Origin of the sequence: Xylophilus sp. (genome assembly GCA_009914555.1) — a bacterium.
Taxonomy (GTDB): domain Bacteria; phylum Pseudomonadota; class Gammaproteobacteria; order Burkholderiales; family Burkholderiaceae_C; genus WNDY01.
Map to the genome: position 1 here is coordinate 46,779 of WNDY01000018.1, position 18,476 is coordinate 65,254.

18 protein-coding genes and 1 pseudogene are annotated in these 18,476 nt (G+C 72.3%); 8 read left to right on the forward strand and 11 right to left on the reverse strand.

Annotated features, from left to right (window positions below; translation table 11 throughout):
• Positions 1 to 35: 35 nt before the first annotated feature.
• Together mobA and moaA are read right to left on the reverse strand one after the other, a co-directional pair.
• The gene (mobA, locus tag GAK38_RS10395; protein WP_325343828.1) at positions 36 to 659 is read right to left on the reverse strand and encodes a molybdenum cofactor guanylyltransferase MobA; all 624 of its coding nucleotides are present in this window, start codon (positions 657 to 659) and stop codon (positions 36 to 38) included.
• Positions 660 to 718: 59 nt separating this feature from the next.
• On the reverse strand, positions 719 to 1,870 hold the full coding sequence (moaA, locus tag GAK38_RS10400; RefSeq protein ID WP_325343830.1) for a GTP 3',8-cyclase MoaA: 1,152 nt from the start codon (positions 1,868 to 1,870) through the stop codon (positions 719 to 721).
• A 244-nt stretch (positions 1,871 to 2,114) separates the two neighbouring features.
• Between moaA and GAK38_RS10405 the strand changes: the two genes are divergently transcribed.
• Genes GAK38_RS10405 through GAK38_RS10415 form a run of 3 tightly spaced genes read left to right on the forward strand, consistent with a single transcriptional unit; the run spans position 2,115 to position 4,221 of the window.
• On the forward strand, positions 2,115 to 2,573 hold the full coding sequence (locus tag GAK38_RS10405) for a hypothetical protein (protein ID WP_325343832.1): 459 nt from the start codon (positions 2,115 to 2,117) through the stop codon (positions 2,571 to 2,573).
• A gap of 56 nt (positions 2,574 to 2,629) precedes the next feature.
• On the forward strand, positions 2,630 to 3,256 hold the full coding sequence (locus tag GAK38_RS10410; protein WP_325343834.1) for a superoxide dismutase: 627 nt from the start codon (positions 2,630 to 2,632) through the stop codon (positions 3,254 to 3,256).
• A gap of 59 nt (positions 3,257 to 3,315) precedes the next feature.
• A complete protein-coding gene (locus GAK38_RS10415) occupies positions 3,316 to 4,221 on the forward strand; it encodes a ZIP family metal transporter (RefSeq protein WP_325343836.1) in 906 nt (301 codons plus the stop codon).
• Here the strand turns inward: GAK38_RS10415 and GAK38_RS10420 are convergent.
• The 9 genes from GAK38_RS10420 to gcvT form a co-directional block, all read right to left on the reverse strand.
• Positions 4,218 to 4,991, reverse strand: a complete 774-nt coding sequence (locus GAK38_RS10420) for a sulfite exporter TauE/SafE family protein (RefSeq protein ID WP_325343838.1) — start codon at positions 4,989 to 4,991, stop codon at positions 4,218 to 4,220. The genes GAK38_RS10415 and GAK38_RS10420 overlap by 4 nt on opposite strands.
• Before the next feature lie 95 nt (positions 4,992 to 5,086).
• On the reverse strand, positions 5,087 to 5,986 hold the full coding sequence (locus GAK38_RS10425) for a LysR family transcriptional regulator (protein ID WP_325343840.1): 900 nt from the start codon (positions 5,984 to 5,986) through the stop codon (positions 5,087 to 5,089).
• A gap of 4 nt (positions 5,987 to 5,990) precedes the next feature.
• A complete protein-coding gene (gene bktB, locus GAK38_RS10430) occupies positions 5,991 to 7,175 on the reverse strand; it encodes a beta-ketothiolase BktB (RefSeq protein WP_325343842.1) in 1,185 nt (394 codons plus the stop codon).
• Positions 7,176 to 7,342: 167 nt separating this feature from the next.
• Positions 7,343 to 8,008 (reverse strand): RluA family pseudouridine synthase, encoded by a 666-nt coding sequence (locus GAK38_RS10435; RefSeq protein ID WP_325343844.1) that lies wholly within the window; start codon positions 8,006 to 8,008, stop codon positions 7,343 to 7,345.
• Positions 8,005 to 10,164 (reverse strand): ATP-binding protein, encoded by a 2,160-nt coding sequence (locus GAK38_RS10440; protein WP_443089190.1) that lies wholly within the window; start codon positions 10,162 to 10,164, stop codon positions 8,005 to 8,007. The genes GAK38_RS10435 and GAK38_RS10440 overlap by 4 nt, the downstream gene beginning before the upstream one ends.
• A gap of 28 nt (positions 10,165 to 10,192) precedes the next feature.
• Positions 10,193 to 13,054: an aminomethyl-transferring glycine dehydrogenase gene (gene gcvP, locus GAK38_RS10445; protein WP_325343846.1), complete on the reverse strand. Its 2,862-nt coding sequence runs from the start codon at positions 13,052 to 13,054 to the stop codon at positions 10,193 to 10,195.
• Between the two features lie 13 nt (positions 13,055 to 13,067).
• On the reverse strand, positions 13,068 to 13,352 hold the full coding sequence (locus tag GAK38_RS10450) for a hypothetical protein (protein WP_325343848.1): 285 nt from the start codon (positions 13,350 to 13,352) through the stop codon (positions 13,068 to 13,070).
• A gap of 31 nt (positions 13,353 to 13,383) precedes the next feature.
• Positions 13,384 to 13,764, reverse strand: a complete 381-nt coding sequence (gcvH, locus tag GAK38_RS10455; RefSeq protein WP_325343850.1) for a glycine cleavage system protein GcvH — start codon at positions 13,762 to 13,764, stop codon at positions 13,384 to 13,386.
• Between the two features lie 82 nt (positions 13,765 to 13,846).
• Entirely contained in the window at positions 13,847 to 14,977 is a 1,131-nt protein-coding gene (gene gcvT, locus GAK38_RS10460) for a glycine cleavage system aminomethyltransferase GcvT (RefSeq protein ID WP_325343852.1), read from the reverse strand.
• Between the two features lie 212 nt (positions 14,978 to 15,189).
• Here gcvT and tadA point away from each other — a divergent pair, with 212 nt between their 5' ends.
• From tadA to GAK38_RS10485, 5 genes and pseudogenes are all read left to right on the forward strand, one after another.
• On the forward strand, positions 15,190 to 16,491 hold the full coding sequence (gene tadA, locus GAK38_RS10465; RefSeq protein WP_325343854.1) for a tRNA adenosine(34) deaminase TadA: 1,302 nt from the start codon (positions 15,190 to 15,192) through the stop codon (positions 16,489 to 16,491).
• Between the two features lie 26 nt (positions 16,492 to 16,517).
• Complete coding sequence (locus tag GAK38_RS10470; protein WP_325343856.1) at positions 16,518 to 17,486, forward strand: LD-carboxypeptidase; 969 nt, start codon at positions 16,518 to 16,520, stop codon at positions 17,484 to 17,486.
• Between the two features lie 109 nt (positions 17,487 to 17,595).
• Complete coding sequence (locus GAK38_RS10475; protein WP_325343858.1) at positions 17,596 to 17,883, forward strand: sigma factor; 288 nt, start codon at positions 17,596 to 17,598, stop codon at positions 17,881 to 17,883.
• A 61-nt stretch (positions 17,884 to 17,944) separates the two neighbouring features.
• On the forward strand, positions 17,945 to 18,238 hold the full coding sequence (locus GAK38_RS10480) for a transposase (protein WP_325342377.1): 294 nt from the start codon (positions 17,945 to 17,947) through the stop codon (positions 18,236 to 18,238).
• A gap of 11 nt (positions 18,239 to 18,249) precedes the next feature.
• Positions 18,250 to 18,476 (forward strand): annotated as a pseudogene (locus GAK38_RS10485) (IS3 family transposase); the annotation flags it as partial.

Genomic DNA, 18,476 nt, shown 5'->3' on the forward strand with positions numbered 1-18,476 from the left:
TGCGGTGCAAGCGCCTTCGGGCGGCCGGGCGGCGCTCATGGACCGTGGCGCTCCCATGCACTCAGTTCGTCGAGGGTGTTGGCGTTGGCGAAGGCCGTGGGGTCGTCGCCCGGCGCATCGAAGCGCGCCACCGCCGGCCGGTGGGCGGCCATCCAGGCGCCGACCTTGCGGCCGCCGCTGGCGAGGTAGGCCGCCAGATCGTCGCGCAGCGATGCGTGCAGCAGGGCGAAGACGGGCTGGTCGCGCAGCCGGTCGCCGCCGCTGCCGCCGCCGGGGCCGGCCGCGTGGGCGAGCAGGGCGTCCTGGTGTTGCGCGGCCTTCAGCAGGCGGGCGACCAGGTCGGCCGGAAAGTACGGCGCGTCGCAGGGCACGGTGACCAGCCAGTCCGTGGTGCAATGGGCCAGGCCGGCCAGCATGCCGGCCAGCGGCCCGGCAAAGCCGCCGTCCGCGTCGGGCCAGACGGGCACGCCCAGGGCGCCGTAGCGGTCGAGGTGCCGGTTGGCGCTGATGGCCAGCCGCTGCGCCTGGGGGCGCAGGCGCAGCAGGGCGCGCGCGGCCAGCGTCGCGCCGCCGAATGCCTGCAGTCCCTTGTCCACGCCGCCCATGCGGCTGCCGCGCCCGCCGGCGAGCACCAGGCCGGTGATGGCGCCGGCACGCATGGGGCGACCTTCGCCCTGGCGGGCTGCGGTACGAGCGCTTTCGGACGGCCGGGTGGCGCTCATCCGCCGATGTAGCTCATCTCGATGCGCTGGCCAGCCGCCGGGGCGGCGCGGGCAGCGAGGCTGGCGCGCAGTTCGGAGTAGCGGTCGCCGCGGCCCTGCCAGATGCCGGCCACGGCGGCGGCGAGCTCGGCATCGTCGGCACCGCCGCGCAGCAGGTGGCGCAGGTCGTGGCCCTCGCTGGCGAAGAGGCAGAGGAACAGGCGCCCCTCGGTCGAGAGGCGGGCGCGACTGCAATCGCCGCAGAAGGCCTCGGTCACGCTGCCGATGGTGCCGATCTCGCCGGCTGCCGGGTCGTGCCTGCCGTCGGTGCCGGCATAGCCCCAGCGGCGCGCGGTCTCGCCGGCGCTCGAAGGCTCCAGCTCGACCAGGGGGTATGCGCTGCTGATGCACTCGATGACGGCGTTGGAGGGGTATACCTCCGAGAGGTCCCAGCCGTTAGTCGAGCCGACATCCATGTATTCGATGAAGCGCAGCACCACGCCGCTGCCGCGAAAGTGGCGCGCCATCGGCAGCACCTGGCCGTCGTTCACGCCGCGGCGCACCACCATGTTGACCTTGACCGGACCGAGCCCGGCGGCCTGGGCGGCGGCGATGCCGTCGAGTACCGCGGCCACGGGGAAGTCCACGTCGTTCATGCGCCGGAACACCGGCTCGTCGATCGCGTCGAGGCTGACCGTCACGCGCGAGAGGCCGGCATCTTTGAGCACCTGCGCCTTGCGCGCCAGCAGGGAGCCGTTGGTCGTCAGCGCGATCTCGGGCGCCGTGCCGTCGGGCCGGCGCAGGGCCGCCAGCTGGGCCACGAGCAACTCGACGTTGCGCCGCAGCAGCGGCTCGCCGCCGGTCAGGCGCAGCTTGCGCACGCCCAGCGGCAGGAAGACGCGGGCCAGCCGCGCGATCTCCTCGAAGTTCAGCAGCGCCGCATGGGGCAGGTAGGGATAATCCTTGCCGAACACTTCCTTGGGCATGCAGTAGCCGCAGCGGAAGTTGCATCGGTCGGTGACGCTGATGCGCAGGTCCGTCAGCGGCCGCCCACGCAGGTCGCGCACCGCGCCAGCCGAAGGCACGCCGCCGGACGTCCGGCGCGGCGCAGCGCGGCGCGCATCCACCACCGGGATGACGCGGCGCTGCGGGACGAGTGGAGGGGTCATGCCGCCGATTGTGCCGCGCGCTGGCGTCCCTGGGGGCGCAGGCCGGGCAATCCCTGCGGCAGCTACGGTTGGCAACGTTTGAAATGTCCGCGAAATGGACATAACAAATAAGAACCATTACCACCCCTCAGTCCGAATACGCAGATGTCGCATCCACGCAAAGGGCGCGCCGGCCACCGTTCTCCAAGGTGGGCCGGCGGTCATTCTTCGTATGGACCATCCACCACCCCCCGGACTCTTCTCCGTGGTGACGCCGGATGCCACGGGCAGCGCCACGCTGCCGCAGTGGCAGGACACGACGCGCCGCGCCATCGCCTGTGCCGCCGAGGGCCACCTTGCCGCCGCGCGGCAGCTGCATGCCCAGGCCCTCGGCATCGCCCGCGCACTGCTGGCGGGCGGGCAGGCCGCCGCCCGTCCGGACGACTGCCTGGCTGCGCTGGTCGTGGCCCACCACAACCTGGCCGACGTCCTGGCCGCGCTCGGCGCGCAGGCGCTGGCTGTCGACGAACTCTGCGCCGCCCACGACACCCTGCGCACCCTGGTGCGCGACGCGGCGGCCGACCCCGCACTGCGGCAGGCGGCCTGGCGCCACCACCGCGAGACCCATGCCGCCCTGCTGCTGTACCTGCGCGCCCACGGCCCCGACGACGCCATCGCGCGCTGCCTCGCGGCCGACGCCGATCCGGCGGAGACTGCGCACTGATCCCGAGAACCCCCGTCGTCCCTTCTCCAACCACCAACCCTCCGAGGAAACCCGCCATGCCCTACACGCTTCCCCCGCTGCCTTATTCGTACGACGCGCTGGAGCCGCACATCGACGCCCAGACGTCGGAGATCCACTACTCCAAGCACCACCAGACCTACGTCAACAACCTCAACGCGGCGCTCAAGGACACGCCGCACGACGGCAAGCCGGTCGAAGAGCTGCTGCGCGGCCTCGACAAGCTGCCGCAGGACGTGCAGACGGCGGTGCGCAACAACGGCGGCGGCCACTACAACCACAGCCTGTTCTGGACCGTGCTCTCGCCCAACGGCGGCGGCAAGCCCGAGGGCGAACTGGCCCAGGCCATCGATCGCGACCTGGGCGGCTTCGACGCCTTCAAGGAAGCCTTCACCAAGGCCGCCGTCAGCCGCTTCGGCAGCGGCTGGGCCTGGCTGTCGGTCGACAAGGCCGGCAAGCTGGCCGTGGAGAGCAGCGTCAACCAGGACAGCCCCATCGTTGCCAGCGTCGGCTCGGGCAGCACGCCCATCCTCGGCCTGGACGTGTGGGAACACGCCTACTACCTGAAGTACCAGAACCGCCGTCCGGAGTACATCGCCGCGTTCTACAACGTCGTGAACTGGCCCGAGGTGGCGCGCCGCTACGCCGAGGCCCGCAAGGGCTGAGCAGAGCCGCGCCGCCGCCGGGAACACCGAGAACAGCCGCACCCGAGGAACCTCGCCCGATGGCATCCGAGCCCCTTCCACCGCCCGAACGGCGGGTCGCCGCTTCGAATCCGCGCCCCTGGATCGGCGCGGCCATCGTGCTGGCCGGCGCGCTGGTGCTGGCCGCGCAGGCATGGCAGTTCATCGTGGTGCGGCCGGTGGTGCTCGACGCGCTGCTCGGCGGTTCGGTGGCGGCGCTGGCGACGGCGCTCGGCACGCTGCCGGTGGTGTTCTCGCAGCGTCTGTCCGAGCGGGCGCAGGATACGCTGTTCGGCTTTGGCGCCGGCGTCATGCTGGCGGCCTGCGCGTTCTCGCTGGTGATCCCCGGCATCGCCGCGGCCCAGGCCCAGGGCCTGGGCAAGTGGGGCTCCGGCGGCGTGGTCGGCGGCGCGCTGCTGCTCGGCGCGGCCACGCTGCTGCTCATGGAACGGGTGCTGCCGCACGAGCACTTCATCAAGGGCGTGGAAGGGCAGAGCGCGCGCACGCTGCGCCGCACCTGGCTGTTCGTCTTCGCCATCACGCTGCACAACCTGCCCGAAGGCCTGGCCATCGGCGTCGGCTATGCCGGCAACGACGGCCTGCGTGCCAGCGCGCTGGCCACCGGCATCTCCATCCAGGACGTGCCCGAAGGGCTGGTCGTGGCCGTCGCGCTGCTGGCTGCAGGCTACCGGCGCTCGCTCGCGGTCGGGCTCGGCATGGCCTCCGGCCTGGTCGAACCGGTGGGTGCGGTGGTCGGCGCCGGCATCATCAGCTATTCGGCCGTCCTGCTGCCCTGGGGCCTGGGCTTCGCGGCCGGTGCGATGCTGTTCGTCATCAGCCACGAGATCATTCCCGAATCCCACCGCAAGGGCCACGAGGCCTGGGCCACCGGCGGGCTCATGCTGGGCTTCGTCATCATGATGCTGCTGGACACGGCGCTCGGCTAGGCCAGCCACCAGCGCATCAGCAGAGCCACGCCCGAGCACAGCACTACGCCGTGGACCACGGCGAGGAATTGCTCCCGCGACAGGCGCAGCACCAGCCTGCGGCCGATGGCCGTACCCACCAGCATCGCGGGCGCCAACACCGCGGCCAGCAGCAGCAGGCGCACATCGGCATACACGCCGGCCCCTGCGAACAGCACGACCCGCGTGAGCGTGGACAGGCCGATCAAGGTGCTCTGGGTGACACGCAGGCGCTCCTTGTCTGCCACCCGGCCGCCGAGGTAGATCGCATACAGAAAGCCGCCGCTGCCGAACAGCGCCGAGAAGACACCGCCCACCAGCCCGAAGGGTAGGGCGGCCCGGGGCGTCCAGGCTTTCGGCGCCCGCGGGCGCCGCAGGGCGTGCAGCGCATAGCCGCAGGCGAACAGGCCCAGGGCGAGCAGCAACGCCTGCGGCCGGGTGGAAAGCAGGAGCGCCGCGCCGGCCAGGCTGCCGGCCGCCATCCAGGGCAGCAGGCGCATCAGTTCCGCACGGTCGGCCTGGCGCCCGCGCCGCACCACGTTGCCGGCCGCCGCGGCCAGGTCCAGCAGGGCCAGCAGCGGCACCACCACCGACAGAGGGACGAACTGCGCCAGCACCGGACCGGTCACCAGGGCCGTGCCGAAACCGGCGATGCCGAAGATCACATAGGCACCGGCCAATGCCAGCGTGATGGCAGCCAGCGGTGCCCATCCGAGTTGCAGGACAGAAAAGAAGTCGATAGGTGAAAGCACGGCAGCGGCAAGGACGAAAAGCGATGGGAACGCCCACTCTAGGGCGCCGCGCCCTCTCGATCCAATGCTGTTTCAGGCCGGCACCCAGCGCAGAATCAGCTGGCTGGTGCGCCGCTGAACGCCGCCTGCAAGCCCTCGGCAAAGCGCGCCACGCGGGGTGCGCAGCCTTCGCGCACGAGCAGCAGCACGGTGCTGCGAGCACCTTCCAGCGCGGCGACATGCAGGCCCGGCGGCGCCTGGTCGGCCATGGACTGCGGCACGACCGCAACGCCGAAGCCTGCCTGCACCAGCGCCAGCTGGCTCCATTTGCGCGACCGGGCACGGGCCGACATCGGCTCGAAGCCCGCAGCCCGGCACAGCTCGGCCACCGCATGCGACAGCCCGCCCCGCTCGCGGTGCGGCACGGCCACGAACGGTTCGCGCCGCAATGCGGCGATCGACACCGATGCGTGTGCCGCGAGCACATGGTCCGCTGGCACGACGACGGCCAGCGGCTCGTCCCACAGCGCGATCTGCTGCACCTGCGGAAAGCGGCGCAGCAGCGGCGCCCGGGCCAGGCCGATGTCGGCCCGGCCTTCGCCGATTTCACGGGCCTGCTGCTCCGACGACGCGGTCGCCACCTCGACCACCAGGCCCGGATGCGCATCGAGATGGCGGCGGAGGAAGCGCTGCACCGCCCCGCCGAGCGGCACCGAGGAGGAGTGCAGTAGCTGCACCGTACCGTCCAGCCCGCGCTGCGCGTGGCGCGCCTCGACGGCGGCCTCGTCCAGCGCCGCCAGGATGCGCCGGGCCGAGACGTGCAGCGAATGGCCGGCCGGCGTCGGCTCCAGCCCACGCGCACCACGCACCAGCAGCGGCACGCCGAGCAACGCCTCCATGTCCTTGACCTGCCGGCTCAGGGCCGACTGCGCGATGAAAAGCCGCTCGGCCGCCGCGCTGAAGCTGCCGGCTTCGACGATCTCGGTGAAATAGCGCAGCTGGCGGTGCGTGAGCACCGCGTCAGATCCGCTCGAAAATGGCCGCGATGCCCTGACCGCCGCCGATGCACATCGTGACCAGGGCGTAGCGGCCCTGGATGCGCTGCAGCTCGTGCAGCGCCTTGACCGTGATCACCGCGCCGGTCGCACCGATCGGGTGGCCCAGCGAGATGCCCGAACCGTTGGGGTTGACCTTGGCCGGATCGAGGTCCAGGTCGCGCGTGACGGCGCAGGCCTGGGCGGCGAAGGCTTCGTTGGCCTCGATCACGTCGAGATCGGCGACGCTCAGGCCGGCCTTCTCCAGCGCCTTGCGGGTGGCCGGCACCGGGCCGATGCCCATGTAGCGCGGCTCTACGCCGGCGTGGGCGTACGAGACCAGCCGCGCCAGCGGCTTCAGGCCGCGGCGCTGCGCTTGCGACCGCTCGACCAGCACGAGGGCGGCGGCCGCATCGTTGATGCCCGAGGCGTTGCCGGCGGTGACCGTGCCGCCGTCCTTCTTGAACACCGGCTTGAGCTTGCCCAGGTCGGCCTCGGTGGCGCCGGGGCGGAAGTGCTCGTCGGTGTCGAACACGGTCTCGCCCTTGCGGGTCTTGAGCGTGACCGGGACGATCTGGTCCTTGAAGTAGCCGGCCAGCGTGGCGCGCTCGGCCCGGTTGTGGCTGGTGACGGCCAGACGGTCCTGCTCCTCGCGGGTGATGCCCCACCTGGCGGCGATGTTCTCGGCCGTCACGCCCATGTGGATGTTCTCGAACGGGTCGTGCAGCGCGCCGATCATCATGTCCACGAGCGCCGCATCGCCCATGCGCGCGCCCCAGCGGGCCGACGGCAGGGCATAGGGCACGCGGCTCATGTTCTCGGCGCCGCCGGCGACCGCGATGTCGGTGTCGCCGAGCAGGATGGTCTGGGCTGCCGAGACGACGGCCTGCAGCCCGGAGCCGCAGAGCCGGTTGACGTTGAAGGCCGGTGTGGATTCGGCGCAGCCGCCCTCGATGGCCGCCACGCGCGAGAGGTACAGGTCGCGCGGCTCGGTGTTGACGACGTGGCCGAAGACCACGTGCCCGACGTCGCCGGCGGGAACTTTGGCGCGCTCGAGCGCGGCGCGCAGCACGAGGCTGGCAAGGGCGGTGGTGGGCGTGTCCTTGAGGCTGCCGCCGAAGGTTCCGATGGCGGTGCGCACACCGCTGGCAATGACGACTTCACGTGACATGGTTGACCTGGCTTCCTGAGTTGAATAGGCCCGCATCCACGCGCGAGCGCTTCGGGCATCTTACGGCGGAAAGGTGCGGCGGTCGCCGGAAGACCCACGCGAACGCACGGAATTCACGGATGGAGTATGGGCTCACAGCGCCTTTAGAACAAGCGCTATCGATATGTTCACTGGGGAGTATATGGTCCGAAGGGGGCCGGACTCGTGAAGGCGAGGGCAGCGCCGCCGGCCGGATGGGGCAGGCCGAGCACGGTGGCGTGCAGGCACAGCCGCGCCGCCGCGGACCGCGCGGCGGCGTCGCCGTACAGCGCATCGCCGAGGATCGGATGGCCGATGGCCAGCAGGTGGACGCGCAGCTGGTGCGAGCGGCCGGTGACCGGCTCCAGCTCCAGCAGACTGCGCCGGCGCGCCGTGTCGGCGGCCAGCAGCCGCCAGCGCGTGCAGCTGGGCTTGCCGGCGTCGAAGTCCACCTTCTGCAGCGGCCGGTTCGGCCAGTCGGCGATGAGCGGCAGGTCGATCTCCTGCCACGCGCCGGGCTCGGCCGCGACCACGCCCTGCACCAGGGCCCGGTAGCGCTTGTGCACGCGGCGGGTGGCGAAGGCTTCGCTCAGCGTTCGCTGCGCCGGCAGGCCGCGGGCCATGGCGATCAGGCCGGAGGTCGCCATGTCGAGCCGGTGCACCACCAGCGCGTCGGGCCAGCGGGCCTGCGCGCGCGCGGCCAGGCAGTCGGCCTTGCCGGCGCCGCGGCCGGGCACGGAGAGCTGGCCCGAGGGTTTGTCGAAGACCAGAAGTGCGTCGTCGGCGTGCACCACGGCCAGCTGGTCCGTGCTCATCGCGCGGTCAGCCGCTCGACCGTGGCGCAGAGCTCCTCGACGTCGTCGGGCTTGTGGATCAGCGCGCTGGCACCTTCGGCGCGGGCGGCCTCCTCGATCTCGGCCGTGATGTAGCCCGAGGCCAGCGCCACCGGCAGGTCGGCGCGGATGGCATGCGCCGCGCGCAGCAGGTCGATGCCGCTGTAGCCCGGCATGTTGTAGTCGGTGACCAGCAGGTCGTAGTCGGCCGGCGCGGCGCGCAGCGCGTCGGCCGCGGCATGCGGATCGCTGAAGCCGCTGACGGTGTAGCCGCGCCGGCGCAGCAGGCGCTGCACCAGGAAGACCAGGGCCTCGTCGTCGTCCACGTACATCACGTGCCGGCCGGCGCCCGCCTGGGGCGCGGCGGCCGGCGGCGCGGGCGGCATCGGCGCGGGCGCGGGCGGCGGCACCGGGCCGGCATAGCCCTCGGCCGGGAAATAGAGCGTGAAGATGCTGCCCTGGCCCGGTTCGCGCCAGACGTCGGCCGCGCCCTCGTGCGAGCGCATCACGCCGTGCACCACGGCCAGGCCGAGGCCGGTGCCCTGGCCGACGGGCTTGGTGGTGAAGAAGGGCTCGAAGATGCGGTCCAGCCGGTCGGCCGGGATGCCCGAGCCGTTGTCGCGCACGGCCACGGCCACGTAGCGGCCCGGCCGCAGGCCCAGGCGGCTGCACAGGTCCGAGTCGGGCACCACGCAGGACGCCTCGAAGATGACGGTGCCGCGCCCGCCCTCGACCGCATGGATGGCGTTGGTGCCCAGGTTGAGCAGGGCCTGCTCCAGCTGGGTGGCGTCGGCCAGCACCGGCGGCAGGTCGTCCTCGATCTGCAGCTGCAGCGTGATGCGCGGCGGCAGCGTCACCCGCAGCAGCCGGCCGGTGGACAGCAGCACGTCGGCCAGCTGCAGCGGCGTGCGCTGCACCGGCTCGTTGCGGCTGAAGGTGAGGATCTGGCGCACCAGGTCGCGCGCGCGGCGGCCGGCCTTGTCGATCTCGGCCAGGCTTTCGTGGGACGGCGTGCCGGGCGCCACATCGGCCATGGCCAGCGCGGCGTTGCCGAGGATGGCGCTGAGGATGTTGTTGAAGTCGTGCGCGATGCCGCCGGCCATGGTGCCCACGGCCTGCATCTTCTGCGACTCGCGCAACTGCTGCTCCAGCAGGTTGCGATGGGCCTCGGCCTTCTTGGGGCCGGTCAGGTCGCGGGCGAAGACGGTGGTGGTCTCGCCCTCGGCATGGCGTTCGAACGAGACGCTGACCTCCACCGCCAGTTCGCGGCCGGTGGCGGTGCGCGCCGTCATCTCGCCGAGCACGGCCTGGGTGGTCAGCTGGGCGAAGGCCAGCGCCTGGGCGGCTTCCGGCAGGAAGCGTTCAAGCCGGCTGCCGAGCGCCTCGGAGGCCACGCACTGGAACAGCGCCGACGCGGTCGGGTTGAACACCGTGATGCGCTGGTGCTGGTCGACGCAGATGATGGCGTCGAGTGCCGAGTTGATGACGGCCTCCAGCCGCCGCTCGCTGGCGTGCAGCTGCTCGTTGCGCTGCTGCAGCGCGGCGGCGCTTTCCATCAGCGCGCGGCGCTCGGCCAGCAGCGGCCCCTGGTCGATCACCGCGCAGATGTACTGGAGCAGCGGCTCCATGTCGTCCTGCGGCGTTTCGATGCGTGCGATCAGCAGGTCGCCCATCAGCGCCTGGCGCGGGCCGATGGCGAAGACCACCTCGGTCGCCTCGCCGCGGCCCTGGCTGCGGGCGTCGGCAAAGGCGCGCTCGACCTGCGCGGTGTGCCGCGGATCGACGAAGGGCATCAGCGAGACCAGCGCCCGGTCCTGCTCGGTGGGCTGGAAGCGCCGGTGCGCGGTCGGGTTGGCCTGGACGACCATGTCGTGCTCGTCCACCATCATGAGCGGCAGCGGCACGCCGGAGAACAGGGTCTCGAACCGCTCGGAGGCCGCCTCGGTCGTGGCCTGGCTGTAGCGCAGGATCTTGTTCTGCGCCTCCAGCTCGGTCTGGTAGGCCTTGAGGTCCTCCACCAGCTGGGTCAGCAGCTTGTCGCCGGCGCGCCGGCCGATGCCGCGGCGCTCCACCAGCGGCAGCAGGGCCATGCCTTCGCCGGAAGCGGGCGGCGGCGAGGGCGGCAGGGGTTCGGACATGCGGCGAGTGTAGGGCCCGCGCGGCGGCTCAATCGGCGGCGGTCTCGACCGGGATGCAGGCGCAGAACAGGTTGCGGTCGCCCCAGGCGTTGTCGATGCGGCCGACCGGCGGCCAGTACTTGGCGCCGGCGGCGCGCAGGCCGGCCACCGGGTAGGCGGCCCGCTCGCGGCTGTAGGGGTGGGGCCAGTCGGCGGCCAGCAGGGCGGCGGCGGTGTGGGGCGCGGCCTTGAGCGGGTTGTCCTCGCGCGGCCATTCGCCGGACTCGATGCGGCGGATCTCGGCGCGGATGGTGACCATGGCGTCGATGAAGCGGTCGATCTCCTCCAGCGGTTCGCTCTCGGTCGGCTCGACCATCAGCGTGCCCGGCACCGGGAAGGACAGGGTGGGCGCATGGAAGCCGTAGTCGATCAGGCGCTTGGCCACGTCCTCGGCCGTGATGCCCGACGTTTCCTTGAGCGGGCGCAGGTCCAGGATGCATTCGTGTGCGACCCGGCCGGCGGCGTTGCCATAGAGCGTGGGGTAGTGATCCTTCAGCCGCGCGCTGATGTAGTTGGCATGCAGGACGGCCGCGCCCGTGGCCGCGGTGAGGCCGGCCGCGCCCATCATGCGGATGTACATCCAGCTGATCGGCAGCACGCCGGCGTTGCCGAGCGGCGCGGCGCTGACCGCACCGACCGTGCCGGCGCCCGGCAGGAAAGGCGCGAGGTCGGCCGCCACGCAGACCGGCCCCACGCCCGGGCCGCCGCCGCCGTGCGGGATGCAGAAGGTCTTGTGCAGATTGAGGTGGCTCACGTCGCCGCCGAACGCGCCCGGCGCGGCCAGGCCGACCAGGGCGTTGAGGTTGGCGCCGTCCACATAGACCCGGCCGCCGTGCGCGTGGACGATGGCGCACAGCTCCCGCACGCCGGGCTCGAACACGCCGTGCGTGCTGGGGTAGGTGATCATCGCGGCGGCGATGCGGCCGGCGTGCTGCTCGCACTGGGCGCGCAGGTCGGCCAGGTCGACGTTGCCGTTGCGCTCGCAGGCCACCACCACCACGCGCATGCCCGCCATGTGCGCACTGGCCGGGTTGGTGCCGTGGGCGGATGCCGGTATCAGGCACACGTCGCGCTGGTGGTCGCCGCACGCGGCATGCCAGGCGCGGATGGCGAGCAGGCCGGCATATTCGCCCTGGCTGCCGGCGTTGGGCTCCAGGCTCACGGCCGCATAGCCGGTGATGGCGGCCAGCCAGCCGCGCAGCTGTTCGTCGAGCAGCGCATAGCCCGCGCGCTGGTCGGCCGGCGCGAACGGGTGGATCTGCGCGAACTCGGGCCAGCTGATCGGCGCCATTTCGCTCGCGGCGTTGAGCTTCATGGTGCAGCTGCCCAGCGGGATCATGCTGCGGTCCAGCGCTAGGTCCTGGTCGGACAGGCGGCGGATGTAGCGCAGCATCGCCGTCTCGCTGTGGTGGGTGTTGAAGACCGGGTGCGTGAGGAAGGCGCTGCTGCGGCGCAGCGCCGTGGGGATCAGCGGTTGGGCATCGACCGACAGCGCCGCGTAGTCGGGCAGGGGCTGTCCATCGGCGGCGAAGGCGCGCCAGAGCGCCTCGATGTCGGCGCGCGTGGCCGTCTCGTCGAGCGCGATGACGAGGTAGTCGTCCCAGGCGCGGCGGATGTTGATGCCTTCTGCCAGCACGCGCGCCAGCAGTTCAGGCGTGCGGGCGTCGGTCTTCAGGCTGATCGTGTCGAACGCGGTGCCGTGGTGCGTCTGCGTGAAACCCAGCTGCGCCAACCCTTTCGCCAGCACGGCCGCCTGCGCGGCCACGCGTGCAGCGATGCGACGCAGGCCCTCGGGGCCATGGTAGACCGCGTACATGCTGGCGACCATGGCCGGCAGCACCTGGGCGGTGCAGATGTTGGAGGTGGCCTTCTCGCGGCGGATGTGCTGCTCGCGCGTCTGGAGCGCAAGGCGGTAGGCCGGGTGGCCGTGCGCGTCCACGCTCACGCCGACCAGCCGGCCCGGCAGCGAGCGCTTGAACGCGTCGCGGCAGGCCATGAACGCCGCATGCGGGCCGCCGCCGCCCATCGGCATGCCGAAGCGCTGGCTGCTGCCGACGACGATGTCGGCGTCCCATTCGCCGGGCGGCACCAGCAGCGTGAGCGCGAGCAGGTCGGTGGCGAAGACGGCCGCGGCCTGCTTCGCATGGATGCGGCGCACCTCGGCGCTCCAGTCCAGCAGCCAGCCGCTGGAGGCCGGGTACGGGATCAGCGCGCCGAAGAAGTCGCCTTCCAGCGCGGCATGCCATTCGTCGGCCGAATCGGCGACGACGACGGTGATGCCCAGCGGCTCGGCGCGGGTGCGGATGACGGCCAGCGTCTGCGGATGGCAGTCGCCGCTGACCACGAAGGCCGTGCTGTCGGACTTGACGCTGCGCCGCGCCAGCGTCATCGCCTCGGCGGCGGCCGTGGCCTCGTCGAGCATCGAGGCGTTGGCGACCGGCAGCCCGGTCAGGTCGCAGACCATCGTCTGGAAGTTGACCAGCGCCTCCAGGCGGCCCTGGCTGATCTCGGCCTGGTAGAGCGTGTAGGCGGTGTACCAGGCCGGGTTTTCCAGCACGTTGCGCAGGATGACGCCCGGCGTGTGCGTGCCGTGGTAGCCGCAGCCGATGAAGCTGCGCAGCACGCGGTTGCGGCCGGCGATGGCGCGCAGCTCGGCCAGCGCCGCTTCCTCGCTCGCCGGCGCGGGCAGCCGCAGGGGCTGCTGGCGCGCGATGTCGGCCGGCACGGCCTGGGCCAGCAGCTCGGCGAGGGAGCCGGCGCCGACTGCGGCCAGCATGCGCGCCGCGTCGGCCTCATCGGTGCCGATGTGGCGGTCGGAGAAACGGTCGGGCTCCAGCGCGGCTGAGGTCATGGCGGCTCGGGGTTCAGGCAGGGGTGCGGATTCGTCCGTGCGCCCGCAGGACACGGATGGCTTCCACCGTGGCGATGCCACGCCATTCGGACACGGCGGCGGCGCCCGGCGGCGTCCAGTCGATGGGCCAGCCGCCATCGGGCTGCTGACGCGATTCGAGGTGGTCGAGCGCTGCCCGGATGGCGTCCAGCGCGTAGCCGAAGCCGCCGTCGGCGTTCTGGTACGCGCCGAGCGCCCGCAGCAGCGGCTCCTTCGCGCGCCATCGAGCAGCCTGGCCAGGGCGGGGCGGATGTGCCATGGTGCACGTGCTCACCGGCGGCGCGCCTTCTTCAGGACGCGCTCTTGACGAACTCGGCATAGCCGGGCTCGTCGAGCAGCGTGCCGAACTCGTCCGGCGCCGACGGACGGACCCTGAAGAACCAGCCTGCGCCCAGCGGGTCGGAGTTGGCCAGCGACGGATCGTTGCGCAGGCCCTCGTTCACCTCGGTCACCTCGCCCGACAGCGGCGCGTAGACGTCGGCCGCGGCCTTGACCGACTCGACCACACCGGCCACCTCGCCGGCCGCGAGCACGCGGCCGACCTCGGGCAGGTCCACGAACACCACGTCGCCGAGCGCGTCCTGGGCATGGACGGTGATGCCGATGGTGGCGATGCCGTCGGCGCCGGTCTCGACCCATTCGTGCTCGCGGGAATACTTCTTGTCGCTCATCGAAAACGCTCCGTCTGTGTGGATGGGATAGGGATGTGGGAGTATGCCCTGGCAGCGGGCGGATTTCGCTCGCTGCCGGCGGTCACCCTCGGTAGTATCTGGTCGGCACGAAGGGCGTGGCGCGCACTTCCAGCGGTACGCGCCGGCCGCGCACCGATGCATCGACGCGCCTGCCCGGCGCGGCGAACCGGGGTTCCACGGAGGCCAGGGCGATCGGGATGCCGAGCGTGGGCGAGGGCAGGCCGCTGGTCACGCGGCCTACGGTACGCCCCGCCGCATCGAGCAGCTGGGCCGGCTCGCGCACCGGCACTCTGTCGAGGCCGGCCAGGCCCACGCGCACATGCGCCAGCTGCTGCTGCGCCTCCAGCTCGGCCAGCACCCGGCCCGCGCCGGGAAAGCCGCCGGCCCGCGCGCCGCCCGGGCGCCGCACCTTCTGAATCGCCCAGCCGAGCGCCGCCTCGGCCGGCGTCGTGGTCGCGTTGATGTCGTTGCCGTAGAGGCAGAGCCCGGCCTCCAGCCGCAGCGAATTGCGCGCGCCCAGCCCGGCCGGCGCCACGCCAGGCTGGGCCAGCAGGGCGCGGGCCAGCGCATCGGCCCGGCCGGCCGGCACCGAGATCTCGAAGCCGTCCTCGCCGGTGTAGCCGCTGCGGGTGACGTAGCAGTCCGCGCCGTCGAGCGTGAAGAAGCCGCCGCGCAGGAAGCGCAGCCCGGCCGCGCCGGGCGCCAGCCGCGCCAGCGCCCCGGCCGCGAGCGGGCCCTGCAGCGCGAGCAGCGCCTGCTGCGGCAGCGGCTCGACGGCGCAGGCCGCGCCGATGCGCTGCCGGATATGCGCCAGGTCGGCCTGCCTGCAGGCGCCGTTGACCACCAGCAGCAGGTCGCCGCCGCGCTGCACCACCATCAGGTCGTCGAGGATGCCGCCGTCGTCGGCCAGCAGCAGGCCGTAGCGCTGCTGGCCCGTCGCCAGGCCCAGGATGTCCTGCGGCAGCAGCGTCTCCAGCGCCGCGGCGGCCTGCGGTCCGTGCAGCCGGATCTGACCCATGTGGGAAACGTCGAACAGGCTCGCGGCCTCGCGGGTGTGGCGGTGCTCGGCCAGCAGCCCGGCCGAGTACTGCACCGGCAGTTCGTAGCCGGCGAACGGCACCAGGCGGGCGCCCAGTTCGTGGTGCAGCGCGTGCAGCGGCGTGCGCAGAAGGGCTTCGGCGGCGGATGACATGGGAGGCTCCATGAAAACGGCAACGAACACTGCGCCGGAGCGCGCCTGCCTGACTGCGGGCCAGTATAGCCACGCATGCGAGGCCTGTTCACCATCGCCGCGCTGCTGGTCGCGCCGGCCATCGTGGCGCTGCTGGCCCGCCGCCAGGCCGCGCCTCAGGCTCCGCCCGCCGCTGCCCGAAGACGCCCGCTGAGCCTGCCAGAATCGGGCGGATGCCCGCGCCCGCCATCCCCGCATCCGAACCTCCCCTGCCCGACGACAGCCGCTACATGGCGCTGGCACTGGCCGAGGCCCGCGCCGCCGCCGCGGCCGGCGAGGTGCCCGTGGGCGCCGTCGTGGTGCGCGACGGCCGGGTCATCGCCACCGGCCGCAACGCGCCCATCGCCACGGCCGACCCGACCGCCCATGCCGAGATCGTCGCCCTGCGGGCCGCGGCCGCCGCGCTCGGCAACTACCGGCTCGACGGCTGCACGCTCTACGTGACGCTGGAGCCCTGCGCCATGTGCAGCGGCGCCATGCTGCATGCGCGCGTGGCGCGGGTGGTCTACGGCGCGGCCGATCCCCGGACCGGCGCGGCCGGCTCGGTCGTCGACCTGTTCGGCGAGCCGCGGCTCAACCACCACACGCGCGTCGAAGGCGGCGTGGAGGCCGCGGCCTGCAGCGCGCTGCTCAGCGATTTCTTCCGTGCACGCCGTGCCGCGCCGTCCGCTGCCGCGCCGCTGCGGGAGGATGCGCTGCGCACCCCGGCCGGGCGGTTCGCGCCGGACGCCCATCTCCAGACCCTCGCCGCGCTGCCCGCGCTGGCCGGCCTGCAACTGGCCTGGAGCGACCTGCCGGGCCGCCGCGCCGCGGGCCCCGCCTGGCTCTGCCTGCATGCCGCGCCCGGCTGGGGCCATGATTTCTCCGCCGCCCTGCCCGTGCTGGCGCAGGGCGGGGCGCGCGTGGTCGTTCCCGACCTGCCGGGCTTCGGCCGCAGCGACAAGCCCAAGCGCGAATCGGCCCACAGTCTGGCCTGGCATGCCGAGGTACTGGCCCAGTTCGTCGACCACCTGGGGCTGCGCGCCGCGGTGCTGCTGGCGCACCGCGGCGCGGCGGCGATCGCGCTCGCGCTGGTGGCGCAGCGGCCGGACGCCTTCGCCGGCCTGCTGCTGGCCGATCCGCGGCCGGCGCGCTGGCGCAGCGGCAGCGCGCTCGGCGCCCAGTGCGGCGGCGACCCGGCCTACGACGCGCCGTTCCCCGACAACGGCCACCGGGCCGCGCTGCGGGCCTTCGCCGCCATCGAAGCGGCACCGCCGGCGCCGCACGTCCAGGCGTTCTGGCGCGACGCATGGCGGGGCCGCAGCCTGGTGCTGGCCGCACCCGGCCGGGCGGCGGATGCAGCGGCGCAGGCCGTGGCCGCCGGCATCCGCGGCTGCCCGCCGCCCGAGCCCCTCGACGGCGCCGGCGCCCATCCACTGCCGGCCCGTGCGGCCGAGCGGGCTGTGGAATACTTTGCGCCTTTTTCCCCCTCCTGATCCGGCCCCGTGGCCGGCCCGCACCTTTGTCCTCCCAGTACGACCACGCGCTTGGCCATGCCCGCTGCGGCCCCGGCTACCGTCCCCGGCATATCTACGTCTATTCGCCCTCGGGCGCGGTGCGCGACAAGGCCGCCTTCCGCCGCGGCGTCGCACGCCTGAAGGCGCTGGGCCACGAGGTCGAGGTCGATGCCGACGCGCTGGCCTCGCACACCCGCTTCGCCGGCGACGACGCGACCCGGCTCGCGGCCATCCACCGCGCCGCCGCCAGCGGCGCCGACGTGGCCCTGGTCTCGCGCGGCGGCTACGGGCTCACGCGCCTGCTGCCGGCCATCCGCTACAAGGCGCTGGCCAAGGCGGTGGCTGGCGGTACGCAGTTCATCGGCTACAGCGACTTCACCGCGCTGCAGCTGGCGCTCTACGCCAAGACCGGCGCCGTGACCTGGGCCGGCCCGGAACTGGTGGGCGACTTCGGCACCGAAGCGGCGCCGGACGACATCATGGAAGCCTGCTTCGACGACCTGCTGACCGGCCACGGCGAAGGCAGCGGCTGGCGCCAGCACAAGGAGGCGAACCCGTCGCCCGACAAGTACATCCGCAAGGCCACGCTCTGGGGCGGCAACCTCGCGGTGCTGGCATCGCTGGTCGGCACGCCGTACCTGCCGCAGGTCAACGGCGGCGTGCTGTTCATCGAGGACGTGGGCGAGCAGCCGTACCGTATCGAGCGCCTGCTCACGCAACTGCTGTACGCCGGCGTCCTTGCGAGGCAGAAGGCCGTTGTCCTCGGGCAGTTCACGGGCTGGCGCACGCTGCCGAGCGACAAGGGCTTCAAGCTGCAGAGCGTGGTCGACTGGCTGCGCACCCAGGTCAAGGCGCCAGTGCTGACCAACCTGCCGTTCGGCCACGTGGCGACCAAGGTGCTGCTGCCGTTCGGCGCCGAGGTGTCGCTGTCGGTCGAAGGGCGCGACGCCTTGATCCACTGGGGCCATCCGTAGTTCCCGGCCGCGCAGCGGCAATCCCTAGGCGGTTGCAGGCCATAGAATAAGAACGCTTCTTGTTTATCATGCGCCAGCCCTGTCGGCTGTGAGGCACAGGAACCGTACCGTGAGCAACGCTGCCGAGTTCGCCCTTTCGCAAACCGTCGAAAACCTCTACGCCGACCACCACGGCTGGCTGGTGGGCTGGCTGCGCCGCCGCCTGGGCGACCGGGCGGACGCCGCCGACCTCGCGCAGGACACCTTCCTGCGCCTGCTCGTCAAACCTGCGGCGCGCCGGCTCGACAACCTGGCCGAGACCCGGGCCTATCTGCGCACCGTGGCCGACCACCTCTGCATCGACCTGTGGCGCCGCCGGCAGGTCGAACAGGCCTGGGCCGACACGCTTGCCACGTGATCTTGCCCCCGTTTCACGGACACCCCTATAAGCGATTAACTATCGCAATAGGAGGTGGACGATGACCAAGAGCAAGGCAAGCAGAAAGGGGCAGGAGTTCAGCCTGGAGTTCAGGCAGCAGGCACTGTTGCGAGCGGCCACAGAAGGGGTAACCACGGTGGCTCGTGATCTGGGGTTGCAGCCTGCCCAGCTGTACAGTTGGCGCGCCCAGGCGCGGCGGCACGACCAGGACGATCAGGCACAACGCTTGGAGTTGGCCGAACATGCACGGCTCAAACGTGAAGTGGCGCGGCTGGAGGAGGAGAACGCTTTCCTAAAAAAAGCGGCGGCGTACTTCGCCAAACAGCCCAAGTGAAGTACGCAACGATGAAAGCGCACGAAGGCACATTCAGGGTGCGTCTGATGTGCCGAGTGCTGTCGGTGTCTCCAAGCGGCTACTATGCTTGGCGCAAGCGTATGCCGTCCCAACGGACCCAGGCTCGGACGGCGCTGGATGTGCAAGTGGAACAGACCTTCACTCTGCGCAAGGGCCGCGAAGGATCGCCGCGACTAGCACGCAGGCTGGGCGTAAGCCGTCGTCAGGTGGCCGAAAG

Coding starts and splice junctions, on each gene's coding strand:
- mobA (WP_325343828.1), bottom strand. CDS start 659: ATGCGTGCCGGCGCCATCACCGGCCTGGTGCTCGCCGGCGGGCGCGGC.
- moaA (WP_325343830.1), bottom strand. CDS start 1,870: ATGACCCCTCCACTCGTCCCGCAGCGCCGCGTCATCCCGGTGGTGGAT.
- GAK38_RS10410 (WP_325343834.1), top strand. CDS start 2,630: ATGCCCTACACGCTTCCCCCGCTGCCTTATTCGTACGACGCGCTGGAG.
- GAK38_RS10415 (WP_325343836.1), top strand. CDS start 3,316: ATGGCATCCGAGCCCCTTCCACCGCCCGAACGGCGGGTCGCCGCTTCG.
- bktB (WP_325343842.1), bottom strand. CDS start 7,175: ATGTCACGTGAAGTCGTCATTGCCAGCGGTGTGCGCACCGCCATCGGA.
- GAK38_RS10435 (WP_325343844.1), bottom strand. CDS start 8,008: ATGAGCACGGACCAGCTGGCCGTGGTGCACGCCGACGACGCACTTCTG.
- GAK38_RS10440 (WP_443089190.1), bottom strand. CDS start 10,164: ATGTCCGAACCCCTGCCGCCCTCGCCGCCGCCCGCTTCCGGCGAAGGC.
- gcvP (WP_325343846.1), bottom strand. CDS start 13,054: ATGACCTCAGCCGCGCTGGAGCCCGACCGTTTCTCCGACCGCCACATC.
- GAK38_RS10450 (WP_325343848.1), bottom strand. CDS start 13,352: ATGGCACATCCGCCCCGCCCTGGCCAGGCTGCTCGATGGCGCGCGAAG.
- gcvH (WP_325343850.1), bottom strand. CDS start 13,764: ATGAGCGACAAGAAGTATTCCCGCGAGCACGAATGGGTCGAGACCGGC.
- gcvT (WP_325343852.1), bottom strand. CDS start 14,977: ATGTCATCCGCCGCCGAAGCCCTTCTGCGCACGCCGCTGCACGCGCTG.
- tadA (WP_325343854.1), top strand. CDS start 15,190: ATGCCCGCGCCCGCCATCCCCGCATCCGAACCTCCCCTGCCCGACGAC.
- GAK38_RS10480 (WP_325342377.1), top strand. CDS start 17,945: ATGACCAAGAGCAAGGCAAGCAGAAAGGGGCAGGAGTTCAGCCTGGAG.